This window comes from Paucibacter sp. B51, from assembly GCF_027863535.1.
Classification (GTDB): Bacteria; Pseudomonadota; Gammaproteobacteria; order Burkholderiales; family Burkholderiaceae_C; genus Paucibacter_A; species Paucibacter_A aquatilis.
Window position 1 is genome coordinate 4073799 of sequence record NZ_JAPIVN010000001.1, and the last position, 15040, is coordinate 4088838.

Sequence of the window (15040 nt, forward strand, 5' to 3'; positions counted from 1 at the left end):
CGAGCACGCCTGATTTCTCTGCACCGCGGTCAAAACGCGGCGCACCCAACCGCGATCAGAGGAACGACCGCACCAGAGGCGCCCCATGGGTCACCGGACTGGTGGAACGTCGGGAACTCAGTTCGGGGCTGATTCTTCAGCGCATGCGCGTGAGAGATCTGGACGACCGTGAAACCCACGGCACGGTGCAACCCGGGCTCAAGATCGGCCTGGTCGTCGGCGGGCAGTCCGACTTCTCGCTGGGCCACCAGGACTTCCGGCTCGGCCCACAAACGGCCACGCCTTCCGGCGGCATGCTGGTCGCCATTGCCGAGCCCGACACCTATCTTCGTCGCGCCCATCAAGGTCAAGACGAACACAAACTGGTCTTGACCTTGATGCCGGAGTGCTGGGTCATGCAGGGCGAGGGCGACACCCAGATGCAGGCGCGCCTGCGCGCTTTTCAGTCCAGCCACCTGGCTCGACTGGATTGGCATCCATCGCCGCGAGCCCTGGGGCTGGCGCAGCAAATCGTGCACGCGCCGGAACATGCCGGCTTGATCGAGCGTCTGCAGCAGGAAGCGCGGGTCATGGAGATCCTGGCCGAGGCCTTGGCCACCGTGGGCGGCCAGGCACCGGCGAAGGTGGCCTTGAGCCCGCGCGACCATCGACGCCTTCGCGAACTGCAAGCTCGCGTTGATGCCGGAGAGTTTGACACCAGCAATCTGGGTGACATCGCCCTCACCGTGGGCATGAGCCCCAGCAGCCTGCAGCGCGCCTTCAAGGCCTTTGTCGGCGAAAGCCTGTTCGAGTACATGCGCGGCCGCCGCCTGGAGGCCGCACGGCTCTCGCTGGTGCACGAGGGGCTGAATGTCAGCCAGGCAGCCACACGAGCCGGCTACGGCAGCGCCGGCAACTTCGCCACGGCTTTCAAGAAGCGTTTTGGATACAGCCCCAAGACAGCGCGATCCAGATAGCCCCCCCTGCAATACCAGGGACAGACAAGTGGACGAGGCAGGATCGCCACAACGCAGGCCCACACACGCCTCAAGCCACGGGCAACGGCCACGCCAGCTCCTACGGCCGCGCGAGATCAGGCACAAAACAGGCTGTCGCTCCAACGAACGACAGGAAGCCCTGACACACGCGCCTGATTCCTAGTTTTCTGCGTCATTTCGCCCGGCAAGCCACTCAGGCTCTGCGTCGCAGAAGTACTTCCGACACATCCAAAAGCAAGCGCCACTGCCGCCACAATGGGCGCCCGACTTGTGCGAGCAAGACAGCTCCCCCCCTTTCCCCGCCCCGCCTCACTTCGCCTCACTTCGCCTGACTTCGCCTCGCCCCTCCCCGCCCTTGCCACCAACCGCCTGATGCAATCCTCCCCCACGTCGACCTCTCCACGCGCTGCAACGCCTTGGCTGGCCTACGCCTGCCTGGCCCTGAGCACCAGCCTGGTGGGCAGTTATGTAGGCCTGTCCAAAGTTCTCTTGCTGAGCTTTCCTGTGTTTCTTCTGGCCTGGCTGCGCTTCGGCCTCGCGGCCGTGCTGATGCTGCCCTGGCTGCGCCGCGGGCCCGGCGAGGCACCGCTCGACGGTCGGCACCGGCGCCTGCTGTTCCTGGAATCCTTTCTCGGCAACTTCCTGTTTTCCATCTGCCTGCTGTTCGGCCTGCAGCACAGCTCGGCCGTGGTGGCCGGCGTGATCCTGGCAGGCATCCCGGCCGCCGTGGCCCTGCTCAGCCGTGTGTTGCTGAAGGAACGTCAAACGGCGCGCGTCTGGGCCGGCATCGCGCTGGGCGTCGCCGGCATCGCCTTGGTGGCGCTGGAGCGTGCGACGGCCGGCAGCCCGGCGGCCAGCTCCTGGCTGGGCATCGGCCTGCTGCTGGGCGCGGTGTTCTGCGAGGCCAGCTATGTGGTGATCGGCAAAAAGCTCACGGCCCAGGTGTCGGCCAAGCGCATCAGTGCCTTGATCAACCTCTGGGGCCTGGCCCTGGTCACGCCGCTCGGCCTGTGGCAGGCGACCCGCTTTGATTTCAGCCAACCCACGCTGCCGATCTGGGTCCTGCTGCTGTTCTACGCGGCAGCCGCCAGCATGGTGACGGTGTGGTTGTGGATGAGCGGGCTGCGCAAGGTGCCGGCTGGCCAGGCGGGTGTCTTCATGGTCTTTCTGCCGGTGGCCACGGCCCTGGTCGGCCTGCTGCTCGGCGAGCACTTGAGCGGCGGGCAGGCCTGGGCCTACGGCCTGGCCCTGGCCGGCGTGCTGCTGGCCACCCTGCCCGGCCGCAGGCAGGGCTGAAACCAGCGCCGCAAGACCACAGGCCTGCTGGCACGTCAGCCCTGGGCTACAGTGCCCGGCATGAGCTCATCTTCTCCTTCCCTACGCATCGACTTCATCTCCGACGTGTCCTGCCCCTGGTGCGCGATCGGCCTCAAATCGCTGGAGCAGGCCGTGCAAAGCCTGCCGGAGTTGCAGGTGGATCTGCACTTTCAGCCCTTCGAGCTGAACCCGCAGATGGCGCCCGAGGGTGAGGAGATCAACGCCCACCTGGCGCGCAAATACGGCGCGGCGCCGGCCCAGCTGGAGCAAACCCGCGAAACCATCCGCCAGCGCGGCGCCGAGCTGGGCTTCACCTTCACCAAGGGCGCCCGTGACCGCATCTACAACACCTTTGACGCTCACCGCCTGCTGCACTGGGCCGGTTTGCAAGGCGGCCAGGCGCAGCGCGATCTCAAGCTGGCGCTGCTGAGTGCCTACTTCACCGAGGGCCAGAACCCCGGTGACCACGCGGTGCTGCGGCGCGCCGCCGAAGGCGTGGGGCTGGACGGCGAGGCCGCCGCCGCCGTGCTGGCCAGCGAGCAGTTCAGCACCGAGGTGCGTCAGCTTGAAGCCGAATGGCAGGCCGCCGGCATCAACTCCGTGCCCGCCATCGTCATCAACCAACGCCACCTGATTCAAGGCGGCCAGCCGCCCGAGGTCTTCGCCCAGGCCCTGCGCCAAATCGCCGCCACCGCCGAAGGAAGCCCCCGCTCATGAGCCACGACATCATCTTGCAGCAATGGCGTGCCGACGAAGCAGCGGTGCGCGCCCGCATTCGCCCGGAGAACGCCGGCATTGCCCGCCCGGAGCAGGTGCAGAGCCTGAGCGGCCTGCAAATCCTGCACGCGATGCTGGACGGCGAGCTGCCACCCCCGCCCATCTGCGACACCCTGGATTTCATGCTGGTATCCGGCGCTTTTGGCGAGGCAGTGTTCCAGGGCCAACCGAAGCGGCGCCACTACAACCCGCTGGGCACGGTGCACGGCGGCTGGTTTGCCACCTTGCTGGACTCGGCCCTGGGCTGCGCGGTCCACACCACCATGCCGGTGGGCCGGGCCTACACCACGCTGGAGTTCAAGGTGAATATGGTGCGCGCCCTGACCGAGCAGGTGCCCCTGGTGCGCGCCGTCGGCCGGGTGCTGCACAGCGGCCGCCAAGTGGCCACGGCCGAGGCCACACTGGTCGGCCATGACGGGCGCTTGTACGCCCATGCCAGCACGACCTGCCTGGTGTTTGAACGTCCGGCCTGAGTTTCAGGCTCAGGCTCAGGCGCGCAGCGCGGCAGCCTCGGCCGCCAGGCGCGTGATGCGCGCCCAATCGCCGGCATCGACCGCGTCCTGCGGGGTCAGCCAGGAGCCGCCGCAGACCTTCACATTGGGCAGGCTCAGAAACTGCGGCGCGGTCTCCAGGCTGATGCCGCCGGTGGGGCAGAACGCCACATCGGGGAAAGGTCCGCCCAGGGCCTTGAGCAAGTTCACGCCGCCCACGGCCACGGCCGGGAACAGCTTCAAAAAGCTGTAGCCGGCCGCATTGGCCTGCATCACCTCACTCGCGGTGGACACGCCGGGCAACAGGGGCAAGCCATGCTGCTGGCAGGCGGCGCCAATGGCCTCGGTGAAACCGGGGCTGACGCCGAACTGGCAGCCGGCGTTCTTGGCTGCCTGCACATCGGCCGCCGTGCGCAGCGTGCCGGCGCCGACGATGGCCTCAGGCACGGCGCGCGCCATGGCTTCCATGGCCTGCAGGGCGACCGGCGTGCGCAGCGTCACCTCCAGCACGCGCACGCCACCGGCCACCAGGGCCTGGGCCAGGGGCACGGCGTCTTCCAGGCGCTGGATCACGATGACGGGAATGACGGGGCCGTGCGCGGCCAGGGCCAGGGTGTTGGAGATGCTCATGGGCTAGAACCTTGTGGGGAATCGATACAAAAGGCGAGGCGGCAAGAAGTGGCGGATCAGAGCCAGCTGACGGCGCCCTCTTCCGCCGTGCGCACATTGCGGCGCAGGCCGGCGAACAGCTCACGGCCCAGGCCTTGGCCGTTCTGCGCAGCGTGCTCGGGCGTGATCTGGGCCTGCTCGCGGGCGGCCCATTCGGCCTCAGGCACCATGGCCAGGAGTTCGCCCGTGACGGCATCCAGACGCACCAAGTCACCATCGCGCAGCTTGCCCAGCGGGCCACCGGCCAGAGCTTCGGGCGAGACGTGGATGGCGGCCGGCACCTTGCCCGACGCACCACTCATGCGGCCATCGGTGACCAGGGCGACCTTGAAACCGCGACCTTGCAAGACGGCGAGCGGCGGCGTCAGCTTGTGCAGCTCGGGCATGCCATTGGCTTGCGGGCCCTGGAAGCGCACGACCACGACGACGTCACGCTCCAATTCGCCGGCCTTGAAGGCCGCCAGCATGGACTCCTGGTCGGCAAAGATGCGGGCCGGCGCTTCGACGATGTGACGGTCTTCCGGCACGGCCGAGACCTTGATCACGGCACGGCCCAGATTGCCCTGCAGCAGCTTCAGCCCACCGCTGGCGCTGAAGGGCGCACTTGCTCGGCGCACCACGCTCTCGTCGCCGCTCTCGGGGGCCAGATCGTGCCACTGCACGGCCTGGTTTTCGGCCAGATGCGGCTGGCGAGCGAAGGGGCGCAGCGAGTTGCCGGCCACGCTCAGCACATCCTCGTGCATCAAGCCGGCATCGAGCAGCTCGCGGATCACAAAACTGGGGCCACCAGCAGCCTGGAACTGGTTCACATCGGCCGCGCCGTTGGGGTAGACACGGCTGAGCAGAGGCACCACGGCGGACAGTTCGGAGAAATCGCTCCAGTCGATCAAGATGCCGGCCGAACGGGCTACCGCCACCCAGTGGATCAGGTGGTTGGTCGAGCCGCCGGTGGCCAGCAAGGCCACCATGGCATTGACGATGCAGCGCTCGTCCACCAGGCGGCCGATGGGCGTGTAGCGGGCCTTGGCGGTGATGGACAGGGCCGTGCGCACCGCCTCGCGGGTCAGGGCTTCGCGAAGCGGCTCATGCGGATGAACAAAGGCTGCTCCCGGCACATGCAAGCCCATGGCTTCCAGCAGCATCTGGTTGCTGTTGGCCGTGCCGTAGAAGGTGCAGGTGCCGGCGCCGTGGTAGGCGGCGGACTCGGCCTTGAGCAGCTCATCGCGGCCGACCAGGCCTTGCGCGAACTGCTCGCGCACCTTGGCTTTTTCATTGTTGGGCAGGCCGCTGCTCATCGGCCCGGCCGGCACAAAGACACAGGGCAGATGGCCGAAATGCAAGGCTCCGATCAGCAGACCCGGCACGATCTTGTCGCAGATGCCCAGCAGCAAGGCGGCATCGAAGACGTCGTGGCTCAGCGACACGGCCGTGGCCATAGCGATGGTGTCGCGCGAGAACAGGCTCAGCTCCATGCCGGGCAGGCCTTGGGTCACGCCGTCGCACATGGCGGGCACACCGCCGGCCACCTGCACCGTGGCGCCCTGGGCATGGGCTTCGGCGCGGAGCAGATTCGGGTAAGCCTCGTAAGGCTGGTGGGCCGACAACATGTCGTTGTAGGCCGTGACGATGGCCAGATGCGGCGCCTTCTCGGCCACGATGCGCAGCTTGTCGTTGGCCGGCATGGCCGCCACGGCATGGGCCACATTGGCGCAACCCATGCGCTCGATGCCGCGCTTGCGGCCCGCCAGTCGGTCGACACCGTCGAGGTAGGCGGCGCGGCTGGCAGCGCTGCGCGCGCGGATGCGTTCGGTGACGGCGATCAGGGTCTTGTTCATACAGTCGGCCGGTGTAACTCGGCGGCTTGAAAGTTGGTAACCATATTACAAGAACAAGGCGACCCGTGGGTTACATGCGAGGTACGGAACGCGAGCTTTCTCGCCGCCCCACCCGAGCCGCGCCCCTAAAGAAAAACGGCGCGCCACCCGAAGGCGACGCGCCGCGAAGAAGGCGAGTGGGCGCGACGGATCGCCCCCACATCGACATGCTTACCAGCCGATGTCTTGCAGCAGCTTGAAGGTGAGATCCTGCGGCACCATGGGCGACTGGGTCAGGTCGGCGCTGATGGCCGGTTCCATCAACAGATTGCGGGTGGCCGATGTATCAAAGTGAGACACCGACGAGCCGCCCTGGAAAGGATTCGGCGCGAACATCAGCAGACGGCCTGCAGCGTCGGTACCGGCGTAACGAGTCATGTCCAGAGCCAGCGAGGCGTACACGGCCGAAGTCGTGCGGGTGCGCTTGCTCAGTGCAGCCAAGAGAGCGGCACCGTCGGCTTGCGTGATGCGCACCGAGGGGATGGTGACCGTCGGGTCACTGCCGCCCAGGCCCGTGACGGTGCCGGGTGCGTTGTCGGCCACCAGCACGGCCTTGGCACCTGCGTTCTGCAGGTTCTTCACCTTGACGGTGAAACCGCAGGTACCGCGGCTGACCAGGGCGATGTTGTTGCGCACGGCGATGGCGTTCAGGCCCGTCACCGGTTCGCAGGCCAGATCCAGCGCACCCGTCGCGGTCACCACCGGCATGATCGCGCCCGTGATCGGGGTGGCGGTCAGGGCGGGGCCGAAGGAGGCTTCACCGACGGGATGGGCACCCGCGGTAGCGCCGGCTTGCGAGCCGCTCACATTGAGTGCGGGCACGCCAGCGCGCAGCACCTGAGGCGCAGCCGCGTTGGTCAGCGGACCGGTCCAGACCAGCTTGTCGCCGCTCAGGGCCGAAGCTTGACGCTCCGCATTGGTCATGTCCTTCCACAGCTTGCCGGTGGCCGTACCCATCAGGTAATGGTCCCAGATGGCCGGGAAGCCGCCGTTCTGCGCACCGGTGGAGCCGTTGGTGAAGGTTTGGAAACCGACGCCATGGCCCATTTCATGCAGCAGGGTCACGACGAAGTCGATGTTCGTGCCGTGATTGCTGTCCAGGCCCAGGTAGAAGAAGGTGCCGTCCAGGCAACCCGTCTTGCCCAGCTTGGCATTGAAGTTGGCGTTGATCTGAGCCGCACCGGCGGTGCCCTGGTAGGCGCCGGCAATCTTGTTGGCCAGCGCGTACGAATACCAGGTGTTGGCCTTCGGTGCGTTGGGGAAGTTGCGGAAGATCGAGGTGGCGCCAGCGCTGCCCAAGGTCGCCGAAGTGGCCGTGCAGGCCAGGTCGGTGAACTGCGCATTGATGACGATGGGCTGATTGCTGGTCAGCGTCGCACCCCAGATGTTGGCGGCATGCGTGAAGGCGATCAGGCGCTGCTCACCCAGGGTGGTGCCGGTGTTGCCACCGACCGGGTCAACCGGCGTCGGGTCATTGAAGCCCACACCCGGCGCATTCATGTTGTTGATGGTGATGATGGCCGCGGCTTGCGCTTGCAGGCTGGCACCCAGGAGGCCGGCGGCGATCAGCAGCGCGCCAGTGGCGAACTTGCCGCCGATGAATTTATTTGTGCTCATGTGCATGCACCTTTGCTGTCTTGCTGATGGACTTCTTGCCCTTGACGATGGCCTGTGCGGCTTCGGCGCCGGTCACACAGGCGGTCTCGATGGTGCCGTCCGGATTGCGCACGGCCACCGAGAAGGACTGGCTGCTTTCATCCAGCTCTTGCTCGACCGTGCCGTCGCGGTGGTACACCGGCGCCGGGTTGATCTTGCCGGTCAGCAGGCCGCGCGGTTGGCTGGCAGCGTTGCTCACGCGGCCGGCGGCGGCCTTGCCGCGCAGGGCCTGGGCTTCGGCGGCGGTCGGTGCACGCAGAGCGCCGGTCTCGGGGTCTTTGGCGACAGTCTGACTGGCCGCTTGGGCCAGACCAGCCACGGCCATCAAGGCCGCGGCGCTTGCAAGCCGCAGGGCTTGCTGGGTTTTCTTTTCAATCATGGCAATGTCCTTGTGTGGAGAGCCGAATCTGTGTTTCCGAGCTTGGGCAGCGAACGCTTGCGCCGGAGGCAGCGTTGCGGCCCCGGCGTTCTCAGTCTTGGCGGCGGCGCAGGAAAGCCAGGCCCAGCACGCCCAGACCCATCAGGGCGAAGCTGGCGGGTTCCGGCACGGCGCTGACGCTGACGCTGTCGATCGCAGCCAAATTGGCCGTGGCGGCGTCGCTGACGGCGTATTCGAAGGCAATGCGGCCGGTGGCAGCGCTCGGCAGGGCGAAGGTGTACTGCGTCCAGCCCGAGGTGCTCAGGGTCACGGTGCCCAGCAGACTGGTGAAGCTGGAGGTGGCGGCGTCCGCGCCTGCGTTGAAGTAGACCTTGACCGTGTCGGAGAAGCCTTCGACAGCTTCCGTGCGAGCAAAGAAGCTCACGGTGTTGGCGCCACCCAGGGTCAGCTCGGGGCTGATCAACCAGTTGGAAATGCTGCCGGCACCGGCGGCCGCGCTCAGGAAGTTGGCGGCGGCATAAGAGCCGTTGCCACCCGACTGGGCCGCGAAATACTCGGGCACGCCCTGGAACCAAGCCTGACCGGCGGGGCTGCTGTTGTTGGTCAAGGTCCAGCCGGAGGCGGCCAGGTTGTCAAAACCCTCGGTGTAGGTGTCAGCTTGCGCAGCAAGGGCCAGCGTCGCGCCGGCCAATCCCAACAAGCATTTTTTAGCTAGTTTCATAGGTTCCTCGTCTTCCCCTCGAAAGAGGTGTTGATCAGCCCTCGGCAGCAACACTGCTTGCGCGAGCGTTACAACCGAAGAACGTGATGGCAGCGTAGAACCCCGGTGATATTTCACATATGCGTACAAAGCCCTAAGCCCCCTCAGCCATGGGGGATGGGAAAACACGGAGGCAGGAATGGAAAAGGCAGCCGCTAGCGGCTGCCTTCGAAAGCAAGACCTGACCCTGTCTTGCGGTTGAAGCGGGTCCGGATGTGGCGGAGCTCACTCGCCCGCTTCACTCCCCCAGATACGCGGCACGCACCTTGGGGTCATTGAGCAAGGACTGACCCTCGCCCGTCATCGTCACCAGGCCCGACTCCATCACATAGCCCCGGTTGGCCAGCTGCAGCGCCCGGCTGGCGTTCTGCTCCACCAGCAGCACCGTCACGCCTTGCTTGTGGATGTCGTTCACCACTTCGAAGATCTTGTCCACCATGATGGGGGACAGGCCCATGCTGGGCTCGTCCAGCAGCAGCACTTTCGGCTTGGCCATCAACGCCCGGCCCATGGCCAGCATTTGCTGCTCGCCGCCGCTCATGGTGCCGGCGAGCTGGGCGCGGCGCTCCTTCAGGCGCGGGAAGATGCCGAAGATGCGCTCGATGTCGGCCTCGATGCCGGCCTTGTCGCTGCGCAGGTAGGCGCCCATCTGCAGGTTTTCGGTGATGGTCATGCGGGTGAAGGTGCCCCGCCCTTCCGGCACCATGACCAGGCCTTGCTTGACCAGGTCCCAGGGGCCTTGGCCCTTGATGCTCTGGCCCAGGTACTTCACGTCGCCGTCGGCCACCGGCTGCAGCCCGGTCACGGCTTTGAGCGTGGTGGTCTTGCCCGCGCCGTTGGCGCCGATCAGGCTGACGAGTTCGCCTTGGCGCACTTCGAAGTGCACGCCTTTGACGGCCTGGATGCCGCCGTAGGCGACCTTGAGTCCGCTGACTTCGAGCAGGATGTCTTGTTGTGGGTTCATGTGGGTGTCGCCTTGTTGCTGGTGATCCTGGGGCCGCGATCAGTGGGCTGCATGCCCGGCGCCCAGATAGGCTTCGATCACTTTCTCGTTGCGCTGCACGTCATACGGCGTGCCTTCGGCAATCTGCTTGCCGTAGTCCAGCACCGTGACGCGGTCGCACAGACCCATCACCAGCTTCACATCGTGTTCGATCAGGAGGATGGTGCGGCCGTCCTTGCGGATGCGGTCGATCAGCTCGCGCAGCACCACCTTCTCGGTGGCGTTCATGCCGGCGGCGGGCTCGTCCAGGGCGATCAGCTTGGGGTCGGTGGCCAGGGCGCGCGCGATCTCCAGCCGGCGCTGGTCGCCGTAGCTGAGCGTGCGGGCCTTGTATTCGGCGTACTTGCCGATGCCCACGTAATCGAGCAGTTCCTGGGCACGCTTGGCGATCGCCGCCTCCTCGGCCTTGAAGCCGGGGGTGCGGAAGATGGCGCCGATCAGGCCCGAGCCAGAGCGCACATGGCGCCCCACCATCACGTTCTCCAGCGCCGTCATTTCAGCGAAGAGGCGGATGTTCTGGAAGGTGCGCGCGATGCCGGTCTTGGCCACTTCGTGCACGGCGGTCGGGGCATAGGGCTTGCCGCCGAGCTCGAAGGTGCCGCCGTCCGGGGTGTACAGGCCCGTGATGACGTTGAAGAAGGTGGTCTTGCCCGCGCCGTTGGGGCCGATCAGGCCGTAGACCTGGCCTTTGTTGATCTGGATGCCCACGTCGGAGAGGGCTTGCAGGCCGCCGAAGCGCTTGGACACACCGGCGACTTTGAGCACCACATCTGCGTTGCTGTTGTTGTTGCTTGTCATGGCTTGTTTTCCTTTGCAGACCCGGTGTTCACTTCTGCGGCACCGGCGCGGCGCGGCCGTGCTCGGGCGCCGGCCACAGGCCGCGCGGACGCACCAGCATGATGCCGATCATGGCCAGGGCCACCAGCAGCTGGCGCAGGATGGAGGCGTCCAGACGCCCGCCCGTCATCTCCTGCAGCGGGCCGGCCGCGTAGCGCAGCACCTCGGGCAGGGCCGACAGCAGCAGCGCGCCCAGGATCACGCCAGGGATGTGGCCGATGCCGCCCAGCACCACCATGGCCACGATCATCACGCTCTCTTGCAGGCTGAAGGACTCGGGGCTCACAAAGCCCTGGAAGGCGCCGAACATGGAGCCCGACACCCCGCCGAAGGTGGCGCCCATGCCGAAGGCCAGCAGCTTCAGGTTGCGGGTGTTGATGCCCATGGCCTTGGCGGCGATCTCGTCCTCACGGATGGCCATCCAGGCGCGGCCGATGCGGCTGTTCTCCAGGCGATAGCAGATCAGCACACTGAACACCACCAGCACCAGGAAGAGGTAGTAGTACAGCGTCACCGAGGGGATGGCAAAGCCGAACAGCTCGGTGCCCTTGCCCAGGTCCAGGCCGAAGAAGTGGAAGGAGTCGATCTGGCCGATGCCGCGCGGGCCGTTGGTGATGTTGACCGGGTACTCCAGGTTGTTCAGGAACACGCGGATGATTTCACCGAAGCCCAGGGTCACGATGGCCAGGTAGTCGCCCCGCAGCTTCAGCGTGGGCGCGCCCAGCATGACGCCGAAGAAGGCCGCCAGCCCCGCCGCCAACGGGATCACCAGCCACAGCGGCGAGTGCAGCCCGTTGGGGAAGGCCATGCGGAAGGCCTCGAAGTTCTCGCTCAGGTGCGGGCTCGACAGCAGCGCGAACATGTAGGCGCCCACCGCGTAGAACGCGACATAGCCCAGGTCCAGCAGACCGGCGTAGCCCACCACGATGTTCAGGCCCAGGGCCAGCATCACGTACAGCAGCGCCAGGTCGATGATGCGCACCGGCCCGTTGCCGAACTGCTGCGCAATCAGCGGCACCACCAGCAGGCCCAGGGCCGAGAGCAGGAAGACGAAGAGTTTGTTTTGTTGTTGCATGGTCTGTGTCTCCTTGGGGCCTCAAGCCCGATCCGCCACGCGCTCGCCCAGCAGGCCCGAGGGCCGCAGCGTCAGCACCAGGATCAGCGCAATGAAGGCAAAGATGTCGGCATAGTGGCTGCCCAGCACGCCGCCGGTCAGGTCACCCAGATAGCCCGCACCGATGGCCTCGATCAGGCCCAGCAGCACGCCGCCCACCATGGCCCCGGCCAGGTTGCCAATGCCACCCAGCACCGCCGCCGTGAAGGCCTTCAGCCCCGGCATGAAGCCCATGGTGTGCTGCACCGTGCCGTAGTTGGCCGCCCACATCAGGCCGGCCACCGCGGCCAGCGCCGCACCGATCACAAAGGTGGTCGAGATGATGAAGTCGGGCTTCACGCCCATCAGGCCCGCCACCTTGGGGTTCTCGGCCGTGGCCCGCATCGCGCGGCCCAGCTTCGTGTGATTCACCAGCCACATCAGCGTGGCCAGAATCATCACCGTGGCGCCCAGGATCACACACTGCGTCACCGTGATCACCGGCCCGCCCAGATCGATCGGCGTGGTCGGCAGCAGCAGCGGGAAGGGCTTGGGATTGGGCTTCCAGATGATCATGGCCAGCGTCTGCAGCAGCAGCGACATGCCCATGGCCGTGATCAGCGGTGCCAGGCGCGGCGCATTGCGCAGCGGCCGGTAGGCAATCTTCTCCACCAAAAAGTTCAGCGTCGTGCACACCAGCACCGCACAGCCCAGCGCGATCAGCATCAGCGCCCAGCCCGGCAGCCCAGAGCCCGCCAGCGCGCTGATCACCGTCCAGCTCACCAGCGCCCCCACCATCAAAATCTCACCGTGCGCAAAATTGATCAGGTTGATGATGCCGTACACCATCGTGTACCCCAGCGCCACCAGCGCATACATGCTCCCGAGCACCAGCCCGTTGATGATTTGCTGGAAAAAAGTTTCCATAGATGTCGTCCTTTTTTTGTGTCGACTGTGGCGTCGAACTGGGCAGGAGGTTTGCAAGCGACATGCCAAAAATCACGATTTGCGGGTATTCACCGAGGGCCTCCCATGAAGCGGGAGGAGCCCGCAGACCGGGCGGCAAGCGCCCTCGGGCGGAATCCGACACCGGCTGCCGCCAGCCAGGGCGGAAATCCGCACAAGACCTGCTTGAACGCCGCGCCCCAGTGAGAACTCGGCGCCACAAGCCGCGGCCTTCGAGCTCCAAGTGGGCTCGCAAATTGGGCACACTACGCAGCCCGCAGGCTGCCACGCATGAATCCGCCCTCCTCGCTTCCCTTCCCCGCCTCCGCTGCCAGCACTGCAGCCAGCCCGGCCGCACGCCGCCGGCTGCAGCCCTGGGTGCTGGCCTGCGCCGGCCTGGCCCTGGCGGTGCTCGGCGCAGCCCTGGGCCAACGCCTGAGTGAGCGCGCCGGATTGGCCCAGCTGGCGGCGGTGGCCAATGAGCGTCTGGAACTCTACGCCGCGGGCCTGGAGGCCGAGCTGGGCCGGCATGCCTATCTGCCGGGCCTGCTCAGTGTCGACACCGATGTGCAGGCCTTGCTGGCCCGCCCCGACAGCGAGGCCTTGCGGGTGCAGACCCGGATCAAGCTGGCCCGTGTGCGGGTGCGCTCGGGCCTGAGCCTGGCCTTCATCAGCGATGCCCAGGGCCGGGTGCTGGCCTCCAGCAACAACTACAGCCCGCAGGGCTCGAGCGCCGACACAGAGACGGCCCAGGAGCCAGATGCCGAGGCGCGCCGCCTGGCGCTGCGCCTGGGCGAGCGCCTGCTCAGCGGGCCGGGTCAGTTTTTTGCCGCACATGAAGACAACGGCAGCAGCGACTACTTCCTCGTCCAGCCGCTGCGGCGCGCCGGCCAGCGCTGGGGTCAGATCGTGCTCAAGCTCAATCTCGCGCCGCTGGAGGCCACTTGGGTGGACCAAGGCCTGCGTTCGCAGGGCGAAAAGCTGCTGGTGGTCGATGGCCAGGGCGTGGTCATCATGTCCTCGGTGCCGACCTGGAAGTACCACATGCTGGGAAGTTCCGGTGCCGAGCAACGCGCCACCCTGCGCGCCAGCGGCCATTACGCGGGCACGCTGGAAGACACGCTGGGCCTGGACATGGAGGCGCTGAGCCAGCAGCAGAACGCCCTGGTGCAGCTCCCGTCCTGGGACCCGGCACGACCGCAGCAGCGCCACCGCCTGCTGGCGCAGGAGCTGGCTGTCGTGCCCCTGGGCTTGCGCCTGGTCACCCTGTCGGACCCCGCTGAAGTCTGGCGCCAGGCCCGCTTTGTCGCCTGGGGCGGCGCGGCCCTGGGCGCGGCGCTCAGCCTGCTGGCGCTCTATCTGCTGGCGCGACGGCGCGCCCATGCTGAGCTGGAGCGCCAGGTGAGCGAGCGCACGGCCGAGCTGCAGCTCAGCAATGCCGAACTCAAACGCCAGATCGCCCAGCGCCTGCAAGCCGAGGACGAGCTGATGCAGGCGGCCAAGCTGGCCGTGCTGGGCCAGATGTCGGCCGGCATCTCGCATGAGATCAATCAGCCCCTGACCGCCTTGCGCGCGCTCTCGCGCAACAGCTTGCTGCTGCTCGACAAGGGCCGCTACACCACCGTGGGCGAAAACCTGGGCGCGATTGACGCCATGGTCGAGCGCATGAGCCAGATCACCCGGCAGCTCAAGAGCTTTGCCCGCAAGGCGCAAAGCGCCAGCGCACCGGTTTCACTGGCCGCCGCGGTGGAAGGCGCGCGCGTGCTGCTGGGCCACCGCATCGAGGCCGAGCAGGTGCGGCTGGAGCTGGCCATCGCGCCGGAGCTGCGCGTCAACTGCGAAGCGAACCGCTTGGAGCAGGTGCTGATCAATCTGATGGCCAATGCCCTGGACGCCATGGCCGAACTGCCGCTCGCCGAAGACGGCAAGCCGCGGCCCCGCCATCTGCGCCTGAGCACCGCGCCGTTTGAGGACGAGAGCAAGAGCCCGGGTGAACGCCCGGGCCGCATCTGGGTGCGCGTCTGCGACAGCGGAGCCGGCATGGCGCCCGAGCAGATGGCGCGTTTGTTCGAACCCTTTTTCACCACCAAGCCGCCGGGCCAGGGCCTGGGCCTGGGCCTGGTGATTTCCGCCAAGATCGTGCACGAGTTTGGCGGCACGCTGCGCGCACGGCCGGCCGGCCGCAGCGATGATGTGGGCAGCCTGCCCGGCATGTGTTTCGAGTTCGACCTCGAGCTGGCGCCGGCCGACTACCGCTGACGC

General features: G+C 66.8%; 14 protein-coding genes. 5 read left to right on the forward strand and 9 right to left on the reverse strand.

The genetic code is table 11. The features are described from left to right. Positions 1-569 precede the first annotated feature (569 nt). The 4 genes from OOB33_RS24600 (at position 570) to OOB33_RS17180 (ending at position 3544) form a co-directional block, all read left to right on the forward strand. Positions 570-956 carry a helix-turn-helix transcriptional regulator gene (locus tag OOB33_RS24600; protein WP_442953049.1) on the forward strand — a complete coding sequence of 129 codons (387 nt, stop codon included), beginning with the start codon at positions 570-572 and terminating at the stop codon, positions 954-956. 393 nt (positions 957-1349) lie between these two features. Continuing rightward, a complete protein-coding gene (locus OOB33_RS17170; RefSeq protein ID WP_271009563.1) occupies positions 1350-2273 on the forward strand; it encodes a DMT family transporter in 924 nt (307 codons plus the stop codon). A gap of 60 nt (positions 2274-2333) precedes the next feature. Then, positions 2334-3011, forward strand: a complete 678-nt coding sequence (locus tag OOB33_RS17175) for a DsbA family oxidoreductase (protein WP_271009564.1) — start codon at positions 2334-2336, stop codon at positions 3009-3011. Beyond that, on the forward strand, positions 3008-3544 hold the full coding sequence (locus OOB33_RS17180) for a PaaI family thioesterase (protein ID WP_102766811.1): 537 nt from the start codon (positions 3008-3010) through the stop codon (positions 3542-3544). Before OOB33_RS17175 ends, OOB33_RS17180 begins: the two co-directional genes overlap by 4 nt. 15 nt (positions 3545-3559) lie before the next feature. Here the strand turns inward: OOB33_RS17180 and eda are convergent, their stop codons facing one another. The 9 genes from eda to OOB33_RS17225 form a co-directional block, all read right to left on the reverse strand. Beyond that, positions 3560-4192, reverse strand: coding sequence for a bifunctional 4-hydroxy-2-oxoglutarate aldolase/2-dehydro-3-deoxy-phosphogluconate aldolase (eda, locus tag OOB33_RS17185; RefSeq protein ID WP_271009565.1), 633 nt, complete (start codon positions 4190-4192; stop codon positions 3560-3562). Between the two features lie 56 nt (positions 4193-4248). After that, complete coding sequence (gene edd, locus OOB33_RS17190; RefSeq protein ID WP_271009566.1) at positions 4249-6066, reverse strand: phosphogluconate dehydratase; 1818 nt, start codon at positions 6064-6066, stop codon at positions 4249-4251. 210 nt (positions 6067-6276) lie between these two features. After that, complete coding sequence (locus tag OOB33_RS17195) at positions 6277-7722, reverse strand: PA domain-containing protein (RefSeq protein ID WP_102766814.1); 1446 nt, start codon at positions 7720-7722, stop codon at positions 6277-6279. Beyond that, a complete protein-coding gene (locus OOB33_RS17200; RefSeq protein WP_102766815.1) occupies positions 7709-8140 on the reverse strand; it encodes a post-PEP-CTERM-1 domain-containing protein in 432 nt (143 codons plus the stop codon). The genes OOB33_RS17195 and OOB33_RS17200 overlap by 14 nt, the downstream gene beginning before the upstream one ends. Positions 8141-8231: 91 nt before the next feature. Next, the gene (locus OOB33_RS17205; protein WP_171828815.1) at positions 8232-8861 is read right to left on the reverse strand and encodes a choice-of-anchor J family PEP-CTERM protein; all 630 of its coding nucleotides are present in this window, start codon (positions 8859-8861) and stop codon (positions 8232-8234) included. A gap of 277 nt (positions 8862-9138) precedes the next feature. After that, positions 9139-9864 (reverse strand): ABC transporter ATP-binding protein, encoded by a 726-nt coding sequence (locus OOB33_RS17210; RefSeq protein ID WP_102766817.1) that lies wholly within the window; start codon positions 9862-9864, stop codon positions 9139-9141. A 39-nt stretch (positions 9865-9903) separates the two neighbouring features. Next, positions 9904-10701: an ABC transporter ATP-binding protein gene (locus tag OOB33_RS17215; RefSeq protein ID WP_102766818.1), complete on the reverse strand. Its 798-nt coding sequence runs from the start codon at positions 10699-10701 to the stop codon at positions 9904-9906. A gap of 28 nt (positions 10702-10729) precedes the next feature. Next, entirely contained in the window at positions 10730-11815 is a 1086-nt protein-coding gene (locus OOB33_RS17220) for an ABC transporter permease subunit (protein WP_271009567.1), read from the reverse strand. Between the two features lie 21 nt (positions 11816-11836). Next, positions 11837-12760, reverse strand: a complete 924-nt coding sequence (locus tag OOB33_RS17225) for a branched-chain amino acid ABC transporter permease (protein ID WP_102766820.1) — start codon at positions 12758-12760, stop codon at positions 11837-11839. Between the two features lie 309 nt (positions 12761-13069). Between OOB33_RS17225 and OOB33_RS17230 the strand changes: the two genes are divergently transcribed. Next, a complete protein-coding gene (locus tag OOB33_RS17230; protein ID WP_271009568.1) occupies positions 13070-15037 on the forward strand; it encodes a sensor histidine kinase in 1968 nt (655 codons plus the stop codon). Positions 15038-15040: the final 3 nt, after the last annotated feature.